We start from the raw sequence: 14,352 nt of genomic DNA, 5'->3' as shown, positions 1-14,352 counted from the left end.
AGATGACCATGTTTGCCCTGCAATCGATGCCTCCCGAGATCAGCGCCTGCTTCATCTCACAGCACCCGTTGCGTTGACCGGTTGAATCCGCCATCTCGTTCGCACGCTTCAGCTCGCGCACTTCGGCCTCGAGCGCTTTGATGCGCTGCGCCTCGCTGGTCGTCGTCCCAGGGCGCTCGCCCGCGTCGATCGCGGCCTTGCTTGCACCAGCCACGCAACGTGTCGGCGTTGACCCCGACACGTTGCCCGATCCGGACTACCGCCGCGTTCAGCGACAGCTCCGGATCTTCCTTCCTGGCCTCGGCAACAAGCCGCATCGCACGCTCACGAAGCTCCGGCGGATACTTCCTCGGTGCTGGCATAGGTCTCATCCTCTCGGGATTTCAGACCCTCCACGAGACCCGGGGCGATTCACCCGACAGCATGACTGCTCGCCTCTTTCTGGCCCCCGCAAACGGATTTTGTTCTGCCAACCAATTCGAAAGGTGATGATGCGATGAGAGCTGCAGTATTGCGTGCTGTTGGGGAGCCTCTGTCAATGGAAGAGGTTCCAACTCCTGAACCGGGTGCGGGGGAGGTGCTTGTCAAGATCGCCGCGGCCGGCGTTTGCCATTCGGATCTTCATCTGGTCGACGGATCGATACCCTCTGGTCTGCCACTCATTCTTGGGCACGAAAACTCTGGGTGGGTCGAGAAGCTGGGTCCGGGAGCTGACGGCTACGCTCCCGGAGATCCGGTCGTCGTTTTCGGGGGATGGGGATGCGGTCGCTGCGCGTTTTGCTTGGGTGGTGAGGAGCAGCTCTGCGGCACTGAACGTTGGGGGGGATTGGCCCGAATGGTGGCTATGCGCAGTACATGATCGTCCCGTCCACACGTCATCTTGTTCCCGCAGACGGGCTCGATCTGGTCGAGGCTGCGGCGCTCACGGACGCCGCCCTCACTCCTTACCGGGCGGTGAAGAAGGTCCTTCCGTCACTCGTGCCGGGGTCAAGTGTTCTCGTCATCGGGGCGGGCGGGTTGGGTCAGCACGCTCTTCAGTTTCTGCAGCTTCTGACTCAGGCGTCGATCATCGTGGTGGAAACCGCGCAGGACAAGCGAGAGTTTGTGGCCAGCCTCGGCGTCGAGGCTGTCATCGACGGAAACGCGGGCGATGTGTTGGACCAGGTTCGCACCGCCGCGGGTGAGGGTGGGGTGGAAGCGGCACTGGACTTCGTGGGCGTAGACGCGACAATTTCGTTGGCGCAGCACGCACTATCCCGAGAAGGCATCTTCGTGCTTGTCGGGCTGGCTGGCGGGGGAACGCGCTTCTCATTCTTCGACATGGCTGCCGAGGCCGTCATGACGACCAGCACGTGGGGCAGCCGCAACGAGCTCGTCGAGGTTCTTGCTCTCGCCCGCGACGGAAAGATCCACACGGTCCTCGAGCGGCACCCGCTCGAGGAGGCGAATGAGGCACTAGAACGGCTGCACAAAGGTGAAGTGCAGGGCCGCGCCGTCCTCATTCCGTAACTGTGGGAGAACTACTCAAGGATGGCGGCACCTAAACGGTCGGCCGTGGGTTCGACGATGACCACAAGCACGAACTCGAGAAGCAGTTCACGATGCAGAGCCGACCTGGTTGATTCTTCATACACTATTTGAAACGTATGAACAGTAGGGCGGGGGCACCGAAGGCGCGGCCTGGAGGTCGCGACCATCCGACGCACGCAACGTCGCGTGCGGCGGATGCGTCGTCCGAGCCGGCCGATTCAGGTATGGATGACGGCATCGCCGAGTTCATCGAAAGCTTCGGCATGGCTATGGATGCCACCGTGCCACGCGCGGCGGGCAGAATGCTCGCGTGGCTGCTGGTCTGCGAACCTGCCGAGCAGTCCTCTGAAGGACTGAAGCATGCGCTGCATGCCAGCGCAGGGGGTATCAACCAAACGGTCCACCTCCTGATGCGGATCGGGTTCGTAGAACGAGCTGGAAAGCGAGATCGGCGCACCTACTACCGAGTTGCCCCGAACGCCTGGGAGGCAGTGATGATCGCGCAGCATGCGGAAGCAGTCCGGTTGCTCGCCATGAGTCGGCAAGGACTCCATCTGCTGCCTGAGGATCAACCCGCCCGACGCGCCCGACTTGCTGAGATGGAGGACCTCTACCGCTTCGTAGAGGCCGACATCCCTCGACTGATGGCGCGTTACCACGCTGCCAAGAGAGTCACCGGATACTGACACTCCTCAACGTTGCCGCGTCCCCTGACGCAGCCGGTGCAGCAGGTAGCGAACAAGCACGGCGTGCACGGTGGATGCAGGCATACCGAGCTTCCCGCCGATAGCGACCGGACCGCGGCGCTGCTTCCACATCGATCATGACCCGGCCGGCACGGGACGCGTGGGGGAAATCCACGACCGGATGCCGGTGTTCCTCGAATCCGAAGTGTGGGACGAGTACCTCTCCCTGGAGAAGGTGGACGACGCCGCCAAGGCTGACATGGTGCAGCTGCTCACCGTCGAATCCGACCGGGTTGCGGGAACGATCACCAGCTACGACGTGGACCGGAAAGTCAACAACACGCGCACTGCCGACCCGACCGACCCGACGCTCATCGAACCTCTGGAGTGACCGGACAGCTCAACGTTGCGAGGTGTTTCGGTTGCCCGTGAGACGGCCGGGCAGCGGGCGGAACCTCTACCAATCGGACAAGAATCTCCAAGCCTCTATTTATGACGCCCGCTATACCCCGCCGCTGAAGATGCCCGCAAGTGTGCACGGATTTGGTTGCCAACTGCAACACCCATCGCGTCTCGGAAAGCAACAGCTTTTCGAGACATGATCGGAGACCGCGCAGACGCAGTTGGCGTCCGCAGGATCATCCGGAGCAGACTGTCTCGAAAACTTGTCTCGCCGAAAACTGTCTTACACGCATGCGCGGCAGGGTTTTCTGAGTCACACTGGTCGTGTGAGGCTTCTTGGGTACACGCGGGTCAGCACGACGAGTCAGGATGCGCAGCTTCAGCTGGACGCTCTCGTTGCAGCGGGCGTGCAGAAACGCGACGTGTTCGCCGACGTCACGTCGGGCAGTCGAACGGCGGTGGAGCGCCCCGGGATGAAGAAGCTCATCGAGCATGCTGCCGAGGGAGACACCGTCGTGGTGTGGCGGGTCGACCGTCTCGGGCGGTCTCTGATCGATGTGCTGAATACGGTGAACTTGTTGCGCGAGCGTGGCGTGCATGTGCGGTCGATTTCAGACGGGATTGATCCAGCGACCTCGACGGGGCGGCTGATGCTGAACATGCTGGCCACTCTCGCGGAGTACGAGCGGGAACTGATCGTCGAGCGAGTCACTGCCGGCATCGCGGCCGCTCGTCAGAACGGGACGAGATTCGGCCGACCAGTATCGGACCCGTCGGTGATCGCCGACAAGCTCGAGCTGGCGCGGGAGGCGCGCGCCAAGGGACGCACCGCCGAAGACGCAGCACGCCTGGTCGGATGGAGCCGCGCAACTCTCTATCGTCACCAGCAAGCCCACGCCGCTCGCGAGAGCGCCGCAATGTAGCCGCCGCGCGATGGACGCGGAGGAGCGGTGGCGAATTCTTCGACTGCACGTCGAGGATCAGATCCCGATTGCCACCCTCGCCTGCGACACCGGAATCAGCATCCGTACCCTGCAGCGCTGGAACAGACGGTACCGGGACGACGGCATCTCGGGACTGGAGCCTCGCCCGCGCGTCGACAAGGGAACGCGCCGAACCGACGTCCGAACAGTGGCGTTCGTAGAACGCCTCGCTCTGACACGACCACGGCCGGCTTTCGCGACGCTGCACCGGCTTGCCGTCGCTGACGCGAACCGGCGGGGCGCCTCTCCGCCGAGCTACGCGACCGTGAGAGATATCGTGCGGGCGCTGGATCCTGCGCTGGTGACGTTGGCGTTGGAGGGGCCGGCGTCGTATCGAGACCGGCACGAACTCGTCCTGCGCCGCCGCGCCGACCGGCCCAATCAGACCTGGCAGGCTGACCACAGCGAGCTGGACATCCTCATCATCGGGGCTGACGGAAGGCCCGACCGGCCGTGGCTGACCACGGTGATGGACGACTACTCCCGTGCGATCTGCGGGTACACCGTCTTCACCGGCGCACCTTCGGCCGCCAACACGGCGCTCGCGCTCCGACAAGCGATCTGGCGCAAGACCGACCCGGTCTGGGCAATGTGCGGTCTCCCCGACATCCTGCACGTCGACCACGGGTCAGACTTCACGAGCAACCACCTCGAACGCACCGCCATCGGCCTGCACATCCGCATCATCCACTCGATCGTCGGCCGCCCCCAGGGGCGGGGCAAGGTCGAGCGATTCTTCGGCACCATCAACACCGAACTCCTCGCTACTCTCCCCGGCCACCTCGGACCGGCCAACCGCGCTCCGACACCCGTGCTGGACCTTCCCGCGCTCGACCGTGCCATCGGCGCGTTCATCACCACCTACAACGGCCGAACCCACTCCGAGCTCGGGGCATCCCCACGCGACGCATGGGTGGCTGACGGTTGGCTTCCGCGCATGCCACGCAGTCTCGAGGATCTCGACACACTCCTCTTAACGGTTCCGAAGAATCGCGTGGTGCAGCGTGACGGTATCCACTTCCAGGGCCAGCGTTACCTCGCACCCACCCTCGCCCCTTTCGTCGGGCACGCGGTCACCATCCGGTACGACCCTCGGGACATCTCCGAGATCCGTGTCTATGACCGCGACACGTTCATCTGCGTGGCCGTCGACGAAGACCACCCGAACGTGCGACTCAGTCTTCGCGGCATCGAATCCGCCCGGCGCGCCCGCCGCCGCGAACTCCGCAAAGCCATCAACGAGCGCATCCCGACCGCGGCGGTCCGGACCGAAATTCGCCCGCTCCCGCTCCCGCCGCCGCCGCATCGAAGCCGGCTGCGCACCTACGAAGAGGACGAGTGATGAGCCAGACATTCATCGTGACGAAGGAGCACCGCCGGTTCGCCGAGTTTGCCAACGCGGTCCGCAAGGAGAAGACGATCGGCATCTGTCATGGAGAGGCCGGCGTCGGCAAAACCCAATCCGCCCGCCGATACGCGAACTGGGATGCCCTCGAGCCGTACATCACCCGATGGGGCCCACGCGGCGATGAAGATGCCCACCACTACGCCCTCGCCAACCGATCCCGCACCGTCTTCTACACCCCCCAGGTCCTACCCCGTCCCAAAGAAATGATGCGGGATATCGATCACTGGCACAGCAGAGTCGACGTTTGCGTCTGGGAGCACCAGTTGGCGACCGGCAAGGTTCACGGACCCCACATCGGGGGCGGCCCCGTGTACGTAGAACTCCTCATCATCGACGAAGCCGAACGGCTCACCCCAGTGGCGCTCGAGATGCTCCGCGACCGCCATGACCGCACACACCTCGCGCTCATTCTGATCGGCATGCCCGGCATCGACCAACGGTTCCGTCACTATCCCCAGCTCTACAGCCGCCTCGGGTTCTCCCATCACTACCGGGCGCTCGGACGCGACGAACTACTCTTCGTGCTCCAAAGACACTGGAAGCACCTCGGTCGAAACCTTGACCCAGACGACTTCACCGACGCTCAGGCCATCGCAGCGATCGAACGAATCACCCGGGGCAACTTCCGGCTGCTGGAACGCCTCTTCCCACAGATCAACCGGGTCCTGAAAATCAACGACCTCGAAACCATCACCGACGACGTCATAGAAGCCGCCGCAAGCATCCTCATCATCGGCAACTAGCGACACGGAACGATCACAAACACCCGCCACTGACTGGTCAACTCCACACGTCTGCGGTGCTTCGGTCGGGCGTGCCGAAAACGATCGTTTTCGGCAGACTCGCTGCCTTGCGCAATGATGTTCGCGTGAGATTGCAGCGAGGGATTGCCGGGAGGTCGTCTTGGCAAGCTCGCCTCCCGCTCGCACTCACAGTCGCGCTCCTGACTGGAATCGTCGCTGGCTGTGCCGCGGACCCGACAGACATAGGTCTGCAGAAGGGCATCATCTACTCCGTCGACGCGCTTATCGACGATGCGAAGTTGACACTCGCGGATGGGCGGTTTGGAGACGTGGATGAGTTCGTCCGCGCTAATGGGATCACCCTGGACGAGGCGTCCGCGAACAGGGGCTCCGCTGGTCTGCCCTGGCTCCTCGCGCAGAATGTCGACGCCGCGGAACTCGATGCGCGTTTCGCTGATTTCCCGCCCTCGGGAGTCCGCGACCCGATCGTGCTCAGCGTGATCTCCGGGCGCGCTAGCGGCACTGTGCAACTGTTCGTGCGTATAGGCACGACAGACGGTGTGGGATTTGGTCCACATCTGTACGTCTACTTTGTCTGCGTCGACATGGCCATCGATCTCGACAGCAAAACTGTAAACGGTCAACGAGTAGATTGCCCTGTGTTGCCGGCGACTCTGACGAAAGATGCGAAAGAACTCCCAGATGGGGTCACTATCTTTGACCAGAATTCGCCGCACCGATAGGCCTGCCCACCACCGCGGAGTGGCTCAGCGATTCTGATGGGGAAAACGTTCGACATCGTCCGAGAGCTAGGCCCTCCCGCAGGCGCGTTCTTGGCGTATCGCTACGCCGGCATCCCTGCCATCATCGTCCGATGGGCCTCCGACTAACTGTCATCCTCCTGCTCCTCATCGGAGGAGGCGGCGTCGGCGTGGGATTCGGCCTCGCGATCGTGTTCGACCTCCTGTGGGGATGGCTGCTCGTCGCCGCGAGTGCGATCGCCCTCATTCCCGGATTCATTCTCTTCGTGCGACTGAAACACCGTGACGCGCCGACGACGACTCCCGAAAACCACCGACCGTGACCAGTTCACAGAGGTGGGGCGGATTGGCGATGGGGATTCTCTTCGCGCTGATCGGCCTGCTCCTCGGATCGTCAACGGCGGGAGTGGTTCTCATCGTTGCCGGTGTGATCATCGCGGCCGTTCACGCCGGCCTGCTCGTCTCCGCTCGTCGCAAGAGGTGAGAGGCGACGCTGGCCGCCTCTAGCCAGTCCGCCCTGCCACAGCCGCGCTAGAAACGTCTGCCAAAACCCAGTACTGGATACCGTCTGCGGCGCGCCGAGTTCAGCATCTCGGGTGCATCCACCGGAAACGATCGTTTTAGGCTCTGCGCGGCCAGGCAGTTCGTCGGCGGCTGCAAGAGCAGGTTTCGGTGGCAGCCTCTGCACGAGGTGCTCAGATCGCCACGACGAACGCGGCCCACGAGGCTGAACCCGGCGGGGCTTGACCCTCACACGGTGTCAGACTGTGGCCTGGGATCACCATGTTGAGTATCGGAGAGTTCGCCCGCCTCGCCGGCGTCTCGGTGCGGATGCTGCGTCACTACGACCAGCTCGGTCTGCTGCGCCCGCAGCGGGTCGATCCCTTCTCGGGATACCGCTCCTACGCCGCGTCGCAGTTGGACCGCGCCAATCGACTGGTCGCGCTGAAGGACCTCGGCTTCACGCTGGAGCAGGTCGGCGTCATGCTCGACGACGGGATGTCGTCGAGCGAGGTCGCCGCGCTCCTGCGCGAGCGGCGGGTCGAGCTCGCGGCCCAGATCGACGCGGACCGGCAGCGCCTGCACGAGGTCGAGACGAGGCTCCGATCGATCGAGAAGGAGAATCCCATGTCCGAGTACACCGAGACTGCGCTGCCCGAGCTGACGATCGTGCAGCTGTCGGCGAAGGTGGACGAGATGTCCCAGATCGAAGGCGAGATCGGCGGCATGTTCGAGCGCGTCGGCGCGCTGATCGAGGCGTCGGGTGCGACGCGCGTCGGTCCGGGCGTCGCCGTCTACACAACGGTCGACGACGGCATGATCGCCGCGGCTGCGGAGCAGATCGGCGATGCGCCCGTGCCCGAGGGACTCGAGCGCGCGGTGGTGCCGCGGCATCCGCGTGCCGTCTCCACCCGCTTCGACGCGGCCGACCTCAGCGGCATCCAGGCCGCGTGGCAGGCGCTCGTCGCCGAGATCGAGCGCCGCGGGCTGCGGTTCGACGGTCCGGCACGCGAGATCTACGAGCAGACGCCCTACGACGGTCCCGGCTCGCGCTGGATCGTCGATCTGCAGCAGCCCGTGGCCTGAGCCTGCGTCACGCCCTCCACCCGAGCTCATCGCCGAGGCCGGTGAGGATGCGGGCGGTGATCGTCCGCAGGTGCTTCTGCTGCGCGGCGGTGAGCCGGTCGAGCACCGCCCGTCTCACCAGATCGACGTGGCCGGGGCCCGCCGCGCGACGGGCCTCGGCCCCCGCATCCGTGAGGATCGTGAGGGTGTAACGGCCGTCCGCGGGGTCGGTCTCACGGCGGAGGTATCCGCGCGATTCGAGGCGGGTCGCCGCGCGGGACAGGCGCGAGAGCGAGCTGTGGGCGTACCCGGCGAGCGTGCTCATCCGCAGCCGCCCGTCCTCGGCGCGGGACAGGGCGTAGAGGATGCCGTACTCGAAGTGCGTGAGTGCGGCATCCCTCTGCAGCTGAGCGTCCAGCGCCGCGGGCAGCCACTCGAGCAGCGTCGCCAGCGACGACCAGGTCTCGAGGTCGTCGGGGGAGAGGTCGTCGTCCGCAGTCACCTTCCGAGCCTATGTCATGACTTGCTCAGTCAAGTGATCCGGGCTACCGTCACTTGCTCAGTCAAGTGAAAGGCATCATCGATGGACTTCCAGCTGCGTGACACGCGCGCTCTCATCACCGGTTCGACGCAAGGCATCGGCTTCGCGATCGCCGAAGCCCTCGCCTTCGAAGGCGCCGCGGTCATCCTCAACGGGAGGGATGCCGCCCGCACGCACGCAGCGGCCGAGCGGCTCCGCGCGCTCATCCCCGGAGCGGACGTCGACGTCGCGCCCGGGGACGTCGCCGACCCGGTGGCACTCACGGGCCTCCCCGAGGTCGACATCCTCGTCAACAACGCCGGCACGTTCGGGCTGACCGAGTTCGCCGACGCGGACGACGCGGAGTGGCAGCGATACCTCGACGTGAACCTGACCGCCGGCGTCCGCCTCTCGCGCCGCGTGCTGCCGGGCATGCTCCAGCGCGGGTGGGGCCGCATCCTCTTCATCGCGAGCGAGTCGGGCGTGAACGTTCCGGCCGACATGATCCCGTACGGCGTCTCGAAGGCGGCGACGATCGCACTCGGAAACGGCCTCGCGAAACTCACGCGGGGCACGCAGGTCACCGTCAACACCGTGCTCGGCGGGCCGACATACTCGGACGGCGTCGCGACCGTGATCGAGTCGATCGCCACGGCGCAGGGCGTGCCGGCCGACGCGGTCGCGGCATCCGTCATCGGTCGGAACACGACGACGCTGCTGCAGCGCTTCATCCGACCCGAGGAGATCGCGGCGCTCGTCGCGTTCCTGGCGAGTCCGCGTGCGTCGGCGATCAACGGCGCCGCGCTCCGCGCCGACGGCGGGGTGCTGACCGGGACGCTGTGACGGAGGAACCCCGCGCCCCCGCGTCAGAAGACGATCGTGTGGTTCCCGTGGCGGATGACGCGGTCCTCGGAGTGCCAGCGCACCGCGCGGGACAGCACCTGGCGCTCGACGTCGGCGCCGCGGCGGACGAGCTCGGCGGTCGTGTCGGCGTGCGTGACGCGGATCGTGTCCTGCTCGATGATCGGTCCCTCGTCGAGGTCGCCGGTGACGTAGTGGCTCGTCGCGCCGATGAGCTTCACGCCGCGCTCCTTGGCCTTGCGGTACGGCTCGGCGCCGATGAAGGCGGGAAGGAACGAGTGGTGGATGTTGATGACCGGCACCGCGAGCTCCTCGAGGAACTCCGGCGACAGGATCTGCATGTACCGCGCCAGCACGACGAAGTCGACGTTGCCCTTGAGCAGCTCGAGGATCTTCGCCTCGGACGCCGACTTGTCGGGGCCGGGCGTCGACGGCACGTGGAAGAACGGCACCCCGAACGAGCGGACGTCCTCGGCCGACGACGTGTGGTTGGAGATGACCATCGGGATGCTGGTGGGCAGCTCACCGCGACGGTTGCGCCACAGCAGGTCGAGCAGGCAGTGGTCCTGCTTCGACGACAGGATCGCCATGCGCTTGGGCACCGACTGGTCCGTCAGCGACCACTCGAGCTCGAACGGGGCGAGGGTCTCGGCGATCTCCGCCTCGATCGCGGGGCGCTGCGCACCGAAGCCGGGCCGGTGGAACACGACGCGCTGGAAGTACGCGCCGCCCCGGGGGTCGTCGGAGTACTGGTCGAACTGCACGATGTTGCCGTCGATCCGCGTGATCATCGCCGAGACGGCGGCGATGATCCCCGGGCTGTCCTTGCCGTGCACGATGAGGCAGGCGTGGTCGGGGTGGAGCTGCGGGGCGGGCGACGTCATCCCTCGATTCTGCCCTGTGAGATGACGGATGCCGACCGCGTGACGCGCGGCATCCGTCAGCGCACGCCCGTCATGAGCGACAGCACCGGCTTCACGCAGACGAGCAGCAGCACGCCCATCGCGATCGAGATCCCGCCGAGCGTCGCGAAGTACGGCACCTCGTTCGTCGGGTCGTACAGCGTCGCGAGCTGACCGGCGATCGCGGTGCCGAGCGACACCGAGAGGAAGAACAGCGCGACCATCTGCGTCTGGAACCGCTCCGGCGCGAGCTTCGTCGCCGCCGACAAGCCGACCGGCGAGAGCATCAGCTCCGCGATCGTGAAGACGAGCAGGATGCCGACGATCGCCAGCAGCGGCGTCGAGTTCGCCCCGCCACCGGCGAACGGCAGGAAGAGCAGGAACGCGACACCCATGACGGCGACGCCCAGCGCGAATTTCACCGGGGTCGAGGGCTGACGCGAGCCGAGCTTCGACCAGACGGCCGTGAACACGCCCGCCAGCAGGATGATGAACACCGGGTTGATCGACTGCACCCGAGGTTGTGTCGCACTCCGCGCGGGTGTATCAGTCCGCGTCAGCAGCGCGCGTCGCGTGCCGGTCGGCGACAAGGGTGTCGCGCACGCGACGACGGAGCACCTTGCCGATGAGGGATTTCGGCAGCTCCTCCCAGACGACGTAGGTCGTCGGCCGCTTGTACTCCGCGAGCCGCTCACGAGCCAGCTCGCGCGCGGCGGCCTCGTCGAAGGCGGCACCTTGCTCCAAGACGACGACCGCCGTGACGACCTCGGCGCCACCGCCGCGGGGGATGCCGACGACCGCCGTCTCAGCGACGCCCGGCGTCCCGGTCACGACCTGCTCGACCTCCGACGGGGCGACGTTGAAGCCGCCCGTGATGATGAGCTCCTTCTTGCGGTCGACGACCGTGACGAAGCCGTCCTCGTCCTGCTGCACGAGATCGCCGGTGCGCACCCAGCCGCCTTCGAGCAATGTCGCCGCCGTCTCCTCGGGGCGGTTCCAGTAGCCGGCGAACACCTGCGGCCCGTGGATGAGCAGTTCGCCGGTCTCTCCCTGCGCCACCTCGCGGGTCGGTTCCTCCGGGTCGACGACCTTGATGTCGGTCGACGGGAACGGGATGCCGATGGCCCCGATGCGGCGCGACTCGTCGAACGGGTTGGCCAGGGCGATCGGGCTCGTCTCGGTGAGGCCGTACCCCTCGTTGAGCATGCTGCCGGCGAGCTTCTCCCAGCGCGAGACCACCGCGGGCGTGAGGGTCATCGCACCCGAGATCGAATACACGACGCGGCTCAGGTCGAGGTCACCGTCGCGGGCGACCCGGGCCAGCCGGTCGAACATCGGCGGGACGGCGGGGATGAACGTCGGGGGGAACCGCTTCGCGGCATCCACCACCAGTTCGGGGTCGAACGTCGGGAACAGGACGGCGCGCGACCCGGTCTCGACGGAGTAGATGACCGACAGCAGCAGCCCGAACGAGTGGAACATGGGAAGCAGCCCGCAGATGCTGCCCTCGCCGTGTCGGAAGTCGGGCATCCACGCGGCGCCCATGCGAGCGTTGGCCCACAGGTTGCCGTGCGTGATCATGGCGCCCTTCGGCGCCCCGGTGGTCCCCGAGGTGTACTGCAGGCACGCGAGGTCGTCGCGGCTCGGCCGCGGATGGCTCGCGGCCAGGGCGGGAGAGTTCTCGAGCCGCCCGAACGGGATCGTCCCGGGTGCAGCACCCGTGAGCTTGGCGCGCGACTCCCGGGCCTTCGCGACGGGGAGTCGCAGCAGCATCCGCGTCGTCAGCGGCATCGCGGTGGTCACGTCGACCGAGACGACGTCGCGGATGCCGAGCTCGGCCGGCAGCGACTGCACGAGCGGCGCCACCTTGTCCCACGCGATGACGGTGCGCGCGCCGTGGTCGCGGAACTGCACCTCGAGCTCGTCCCGCGTGTAGAGCGGGTTGTGCTCGACGACGACGGCACCGAGCCGCAGCACCGCGTAGAACGCGATGACGTGCTGCGGGGCGTTGGGCATGATCAGCGCGACGCGGTCGCCGGCGCCGACGCCGAGCTTCCGCAGGCCCTCGGCGACGCGCGCGACCCGCGCCCCGAGCTCGTCGTAGGTCACCGTCCGGCCGAAGAACGCGATCGCGTCGCGCTCGCCGTACTGGGCGACGCGCTGCTCGAGCAGGTCGACGAGCGAGCCCGTGACGGGTTCGATGTCGACCGGCGTGCCGGCGGCGTAGAAGCGGTTCCAGGCGCGGGTCTCGTTCAGGTGCACGGCGACGATCCTAAGCAGCGGAGGTGGCGAGCGCGTGCCCCTTGCTCGCGAGGGGCACGCGCGCAAGCGGTCGCGGCGACGGATGCGGCCTGCGACGCTCGGGCGATGATCACCGATGCGCACCCCGCCCCCCGGGACCACGACGCCCGCTTCTTCGGCGACCTGCCCCGCACGGACTACGGGGTCGTCGTCGGCAACTGCCAGGCCGAATCGGTGCGCCTCGTCCTCGATTCCGACGAGCTGCCGCTCGTGCGCGTCCCTCCCGTGTACCTGCTGGATGCCGCCGCGACCCGCCGCCTGCACGAGGTGGTCGCGGGCGCCGCGGCGCTCATCGCGCAGCCGGTGAAGGACGACTACCACGGGCTTCCCCTGGGGACGCGGCAGCTCGCGGCATCCCTCCCGCCGTCGGGCCGGGCAGTCACGTTCCCGATCGTCCGCTTCACCGGCCTGCACCCCTTCCAGGCCGCGCTGCACGTGCCGGGCGTCGAGGAGACGCCGCCGCTCGTCGCGTACCACGACGTCCGCACGCTCGCGCTGGCGGCCGGGGCGCCCGTGCGGGAGCGGCTCGATCCCGACGACGTGCGCGCCGAGGCCGCCGCCTCGCTCGCCGAACTCCGCCGGCGCGAGGAGACCCTTGACGTCGCGGCGTCGGATCTGTTCGCCGAGCCCCGGTTCGACCTCGTCCGCACGGTGAACCATCCGGGCAACGAGGTGATCCTCGCGCTCGGCGACCGGATCCTGCGTGCGCTCGGCCGCGACGGTGTCGCGCGCGACCCGGGCCGACCCCTCCTGAACGCGGTCCACGCACCGCGCGAGGACTGGGTGATCGACGCGTGGGGGCTCGACGCCGACGCGGTTCCGGACTGGACGGTCGACGGGCGACGCGTCGACCCCGCCGAGGTCCGCGACGCTCATCTCGCCTGGTACCGGGAGCACCCGCAGTTCGTCCGCGGCGCGGTCGACCGGCTGCGGCCCACGCTGGAGCGCTGGCGCCGCTGATCGGCGTAGCGTGGCGGCATGGCTGACGGGCTCGACATCCGCGAACTGCACACGATCGACGAGATGGTCGCCGCGAGTGGCGTGTTCGAAGCGGTCTGGGGTTCGCCCGACGGCGGGATGCCGCCCAACCTGCTGCGGGCGCTCGAGCACTCCGGCAACTACGTCGTCGGCGTGTACGACGGCGACCGCATGATCGCGGCGTCGGCGGCGTTCTTCGGGCCCCCGGCATCCCGCAGCATGCACTCCCACGTCACGGGTGTGCTCCCCGATGCGCAGGCGCGGGGGATCGGGCGGGCGTTGAAGGCGTACCAGCGCGAGTGGGCGTTCGCGCGCGAGATCGGCACGATCACCTGGACCTTCGACCCGCTCATCGCCCGCAACGCGCACTTCAACCTCGCGGTCCTCGGCGCGCGGGTCACCGACTACCTCGTCGACCACTACGGCGACATGGGCGACGCGATCAACAGCGGCGACGAGAGCGACCGGCTGCACGTCGCGTGGCACCTCGCCTCGCCGGTGCCCACGCCCGACGCGGCCGAGGTGGTCGCCACCGTCGCGATCCCGACCGACGTCGAGGCGCTCCGTCGGACGGATCCGGATGCCGCGGCCCGGGCGCGCCACGAGGTGCGCGACGCGTTCCGGGCACAGCTCGACGCGGGGCTCGTCGTGGGCGGGTTCCGCACCGGCGAGGGCTACCTCTTCGTCCGGCCGTGACGCCGCGCGCGTAGC

The 14,352-nt window shown here is 67.2% G+C and carries 18 protein-coding genes and 3 pseudogenes; 15 read left to right on the top strand and 6 right to left on the bottom strand.

Annotated elements, in window-relative coordinates; all coding sequences use genetic code 11:
• On the bottom strand, nucleotides 1–214 hold a 214-nt coding region (locus AB0P29_RS10220), incomplete at its 3' end, for a hypothetical protein (protein WP_363379647.1).
• Nucleotides 215–496: 282 nt separating this feature from the next.
• Here AB0P29_RS10220 and AB0P29_RS10215 point away from each other — a divergent pair.
• From AB0P29_RS10215 to AB0P29_RS10205, 3 genes are all read left to right on the top strand, one after another.
• Nucleotides 497–859, top strand: a complete 363-nt coding sequence (locus tag AB0P29_RS10215) for an alcohol dehydrogenase catalytic domain-containing protein (protein WP_363379646.1) — start codon at nucleotides 497–499, stop codon at nucleotides 857–859.
• On the top strand, nucleotides 856–1,509 hold the full coding sequence (locus AB0P29_RS10210; protein WP_363379645.1) for a zinc-binding dehydrogenase: 654 nt from the start codon (nucleotides 856–858) through the stop codon (nucleotides 1,507–1,509). Before AB0P29_RS10215 ends, AB0P29_RS10210 begins: the two co-directional genes overlap by 4 nt.
• 245 nt (nucleotides 1,510–1,754) lie before the next feature.
• On the top strand, nucleotides 1,755–2,216 hold the full coding sequence (locus AB0P29_RS10205; RefSeq protein ID WP_363379643.1) for a transcriptional regulator: 462 nt from the start codon (nucleotides 1,755–1,757) through the stop codon (nucleotides 2,214–2,216).
• Nucleotides 2,217–2,246: 30 nt separating this feature from the next.
• Here the strand turns inward: AB0P29_RS10205 and AB0P29_RS10200 are convergent.
• Nucleotides 2,247–2,345 (bottom strand): annotated as a pseudogene (locus AB0P29_RS10200) (IS481 family transposase); the annotation flags it as partial.
• 31 nt (nucleotides 2,346–2,376) lie between these two features.
• On the opposite strand from AB0P29_RS10200, the gene AB0P29_RS10195 reads away from it, so the two are divergent.
• From AB0P29_RS10195 to AB0P29_RS10155, 9 genes and pseudogenes are all read left to right on the top strand, one after another.
• Nucleotides 2,377–2,607 (top strand): SOS response-associated peptidase family protein, encoded by a 231-nt coding sequence (locus AB0P29_RS10195; protein WP_363379642.1) that lies wholly within the window; start codon nucleotides 2,377–2,379, stop codon nucleotides 2,605–2,607.
• Between the two features lie 337 nt (nucleotides 2,608–2,944).
• Entirely contained in the window at nucleotides 2,945–3,541 is a 597-nt protein-coding gene (locus AB0P29_RS10190; protein WP_363379641.1) for a recombinase family protein, read from the top strand.
• Between the two features lie 10 nt (nucleotides 3,542–3,551).
• Nucleotides 3,552–3,866: pseudogene (locus AB0P29_RS10185) on the top strand (helix-turn-helix domain-containing protein); the annotation flags it as partial.
• Between the two features lie 36 nt (nucleotides 3,867–3,902).
• Nucleotides 3,903–4,943, top strand: a complete 1,041-nt coding sequence (locus AB0P29_RS10180) for a Mu transposase C-terminal domain-containing protein (RefSeq protein ID WP_363379658.1) — start codon at nucleotides 3,903–3,905, stop codon at nucleotides 4,941–4,943.
• Entirely contained in the window at nucleotides 4,943–5,752 is an 810-nt protein-coding gene (locus AB0P29_RS10175) for an AAA family ATPase (RefSeq protein ID WP_363379640.1), read from the top strand. The genes AB0P29_RS10180 and AB0P29_RS10175 overlap by 1 nt, the downstream gene beginning before the upstream one ends.
• Before the next feature lie 329 nt (nucleotides 5,753–6,081).
• Nucleotides 6,082–6,495 carry a hypothetical protein gene (locus AB0P29_RS10170; protein WP_363379638.1) on the top strand — a complete coding sequence of 138 codons (414 nt, stop codon included), beginning with the start codon at nucleotides 6,082–6,084 and terminating at the stop codon, nucleotides 6,493–6,495.
• Between the two features lie 131 nt (nucleotides 6,496–6,626).
• The gene (locus AB0P29_RS10165) at nucleotides 6,627–6,836 is read left to right on the top strand and encodes a hypothetical protein (RefSeq protein WP_363379637.1); all 210 of its coding nucleotides are present in this window, start codon (nucleotides 6,627–6,629) and stop codon (nucleotides 6,834–6,836) included.
• A gap of 29 nt (nucleotides 6,837–6,865) precedes the next feature.
• Complete coding sequence (locus AB0P29_RS10160) at nucleotides 6,866–6,997, top strand: hypothetical protein (protein WP_363379636.1); 132 nt, start codon at nucleotides 6,866–6,868, stop codon at nucleotides 6,995–6,997.
• 299 nt (nucleotides 6,998–7,296) lie between these two features.
• Nucleotides 7,297–8,100 (top strand): MerR family transcriptional regulator, encoded by an 804-nt coding sequence (locus tag AB0P29_RS10155; protein WP_363379635.1) that lies wholly within the window; start codon nucleotides 7,297–7,299, stop codon nucleotides 8,098–8,100.
• Nucleotides 8,101–8,107: 7 nt separating this feature from the next.
• Here AB0P29_RS10155 and AB0P29_RS10150 read toward each other — a convergent pair whose 3' ends face one another.
• Nucleotides 8,108–8,581, bottom strand: a complete 474-nt coding sequence (locus AB0P29_RS10150; RefSeq protein WP_363379634.1) for a MarR family transcriptional regulator — start codon at nucleotides 8,579–8,581, stop codon at nucleotides 8,108–8,110.
• 81 nt (nucleotides 8,582–8,662) lie between these two features.
• Between AB0P29_RS10150 and AB0P29_RS10145 the strand changes: the two genes are divergently transcribed.
• A complete protein-coding gene (locus AB0P29_RS10145) occupies nucleotides 8,663–9,442 on the top strand; it encodes an SDR family NAD(P)-dependent oxidoreductase (protein WP_363379633.1) in 780 nt (259 codons plus the stop codon).
• 23 nt (nucleotides 9,443–9,465) lie between these two features.
• Here AB0P29_RS10145 and purU read toward each other — a convergent pair whose 3' ends face one another.
• The 3 genes and pseudogenes from purU to AB0P29_RS10130 all read right to left on the bottom strand — a co-directional run bounded on the left by purU (nucleotide 9,466) and on the right by AB0P29_RS10130 (nucleotide 12,624).
• On the bottom strand, nucleotides 9,466–10,344 hold the full coding sequence (gene purU, locus AB0P29_RS10140) for a formyltetrahydrofolate deformylase (protein WP_311861342.1): 879 nt from the start codon (nucleotides 10,342–10,344) through the stop codon (nucleotides 9,466–9,468).
• A gap of 56 nt (nucleotides 10,345–10,400) precedes the next feature.
• Nucleotides 10,401–10,877: pseudogene (locus AB0P29_RS10135) on the bottom strand (MFS transporter); the annotation flags it as partial.
• 31 nt (nucleotides 10,878–10,908) lie between these two features.
• Nucleotides 10,909–12,624 carry a long-chain-fatty-acid--CoA ligase gene (locus AB0P29_RS10130; RefSeq protein WP_363379632.1) on the bottom strand — a complete coding sequence of 572 codons (1,716 nt, stop codon included), beginning with the start codon at nucleotides 12,622–12,624 and terminating at the stop codon, nucleotides 10,909–10,911.
• 105 nt (nucleotides 12,625–12,729) lie between these two features.
• Here AB0P29_RS10130 and AB0P29_RS10125 point away from each other — a divergent pair, with 105 nt between their 5' ends.
• A complete protein-coding gene (locus AB0P29_RS10125) occupies nucleotides 12,730–13,623 on the top strand; it encodes a WcbI family polysaccharide biosynthesis putative acetyltransferase (protein WP_363379631.1) in 894 nt (297 codons plus the stop codon).
• Between the two features lie 18 nt (nucleotides 13,624–13,641).
• Nucleotides 13,642–14,337 carry a GNAT family N-acetyltransferase gene (locus AB0P29_RS10120; protein ID WP_363379630.1) on the top strand — a complete coding sequence of 232 codons (696 nt, stop codon included), beginning with the start codon at nucleotides 13,642–13,644 and terminating at the stop codon, nucleotides 14,335–14,337.
• The last annotated feature ends 15 nt before the right edge of the window (nucleotides 14,338–14,352 follow it).

This window comes from Microbacterium sp. NPDC080220, assembly GCF_040686395.1.
GTDB lineage: Bacteria > Actinomycetota > Actinomycetes > Actinomycetales > Microbacteriaceae > Microbacterium > Microbacterium gawkjiense.
The sequence above is the reverse complement of the archived record's forward strand: the minus strand, read 5'-3'. Positions and strand labels throughout refer to the sequence as shown.

Coding starts and splice junctions, on each gene's coding strand:
- AB0P29_RS10215 (WP_363379646.1), top strand. CDS start 497: ATGAGAGCTGCAGTATTGCGTGCTGTTGGGGAGCCTCTGTCAATGGAA.
- AB0P29_RS10210 (WP_363379645.1), top strand. CDS start 856: ATGATCGTCCCGTCCACACGTCATCTTGTTCCCGCAGACGGGCTCGAT.
- AB0P29_RS10205 (WP_363379643.1), top strand. CDS start 1,755: ATGGATGACGGCATCGCCGAGTTCATCGAAAGCTTCGGCATGGCTATG.
- AB0P29_RS10175 (WP_363379640.1), top strand. CDS start 4,943: ATGAGCCAGACATTCATCGTGACGAAGGAGCACCGCCGGTTCGCCGAG.
- AB0P29_RS10165 (WP_363379637.1), top strand. CDS start 6,627: ATGGGCCTCCGACTAACTGTCATCCTCCTGCTCCTCATCGGAGGAGGC.
- AB0P29_RS10160 (WP_363379636.1), top strand. CDS start 6,866: ATGGGGATTCTCTTCGCGCTGATCGGCCTGCTCCTCGGATCGTCAACG.
- AB0P29_RS10155 (WP_363379635.1), top strand. CDS start 7,297: ATGTTGAGTATCGGAGAGTTCGCCCGCCTCGCCGGCGTCTCGGTGCGG.
- AB0P29_RS10145 (WP_363379633.1), top strand. CDS start 8,663: ATGGACTTCCAGCTGCGTGACACGCGCGCTCTCATCACCGGTTCGACG.
- purU (WP_311861342.1), bottom strand. CDS start 10,344: ATGACGTCGCCCGCCCCGCAGCTCCACCCCGACCACGCCTGCCTCATC.
- AB0P29_RS10125 (WP_363379631.1), top strand. CDS start 12,730: ATGATCACCGATGCGCACCCCGCCCCCCGGGACCACGACGCCCGCTTC.
- AB0P29_RS10120 (WP_363379630.1), top strand. CDS start 13,642: ATGGCTGACGGGCTCGACATCCGCGAACTGCACACGATCGACGAGATG.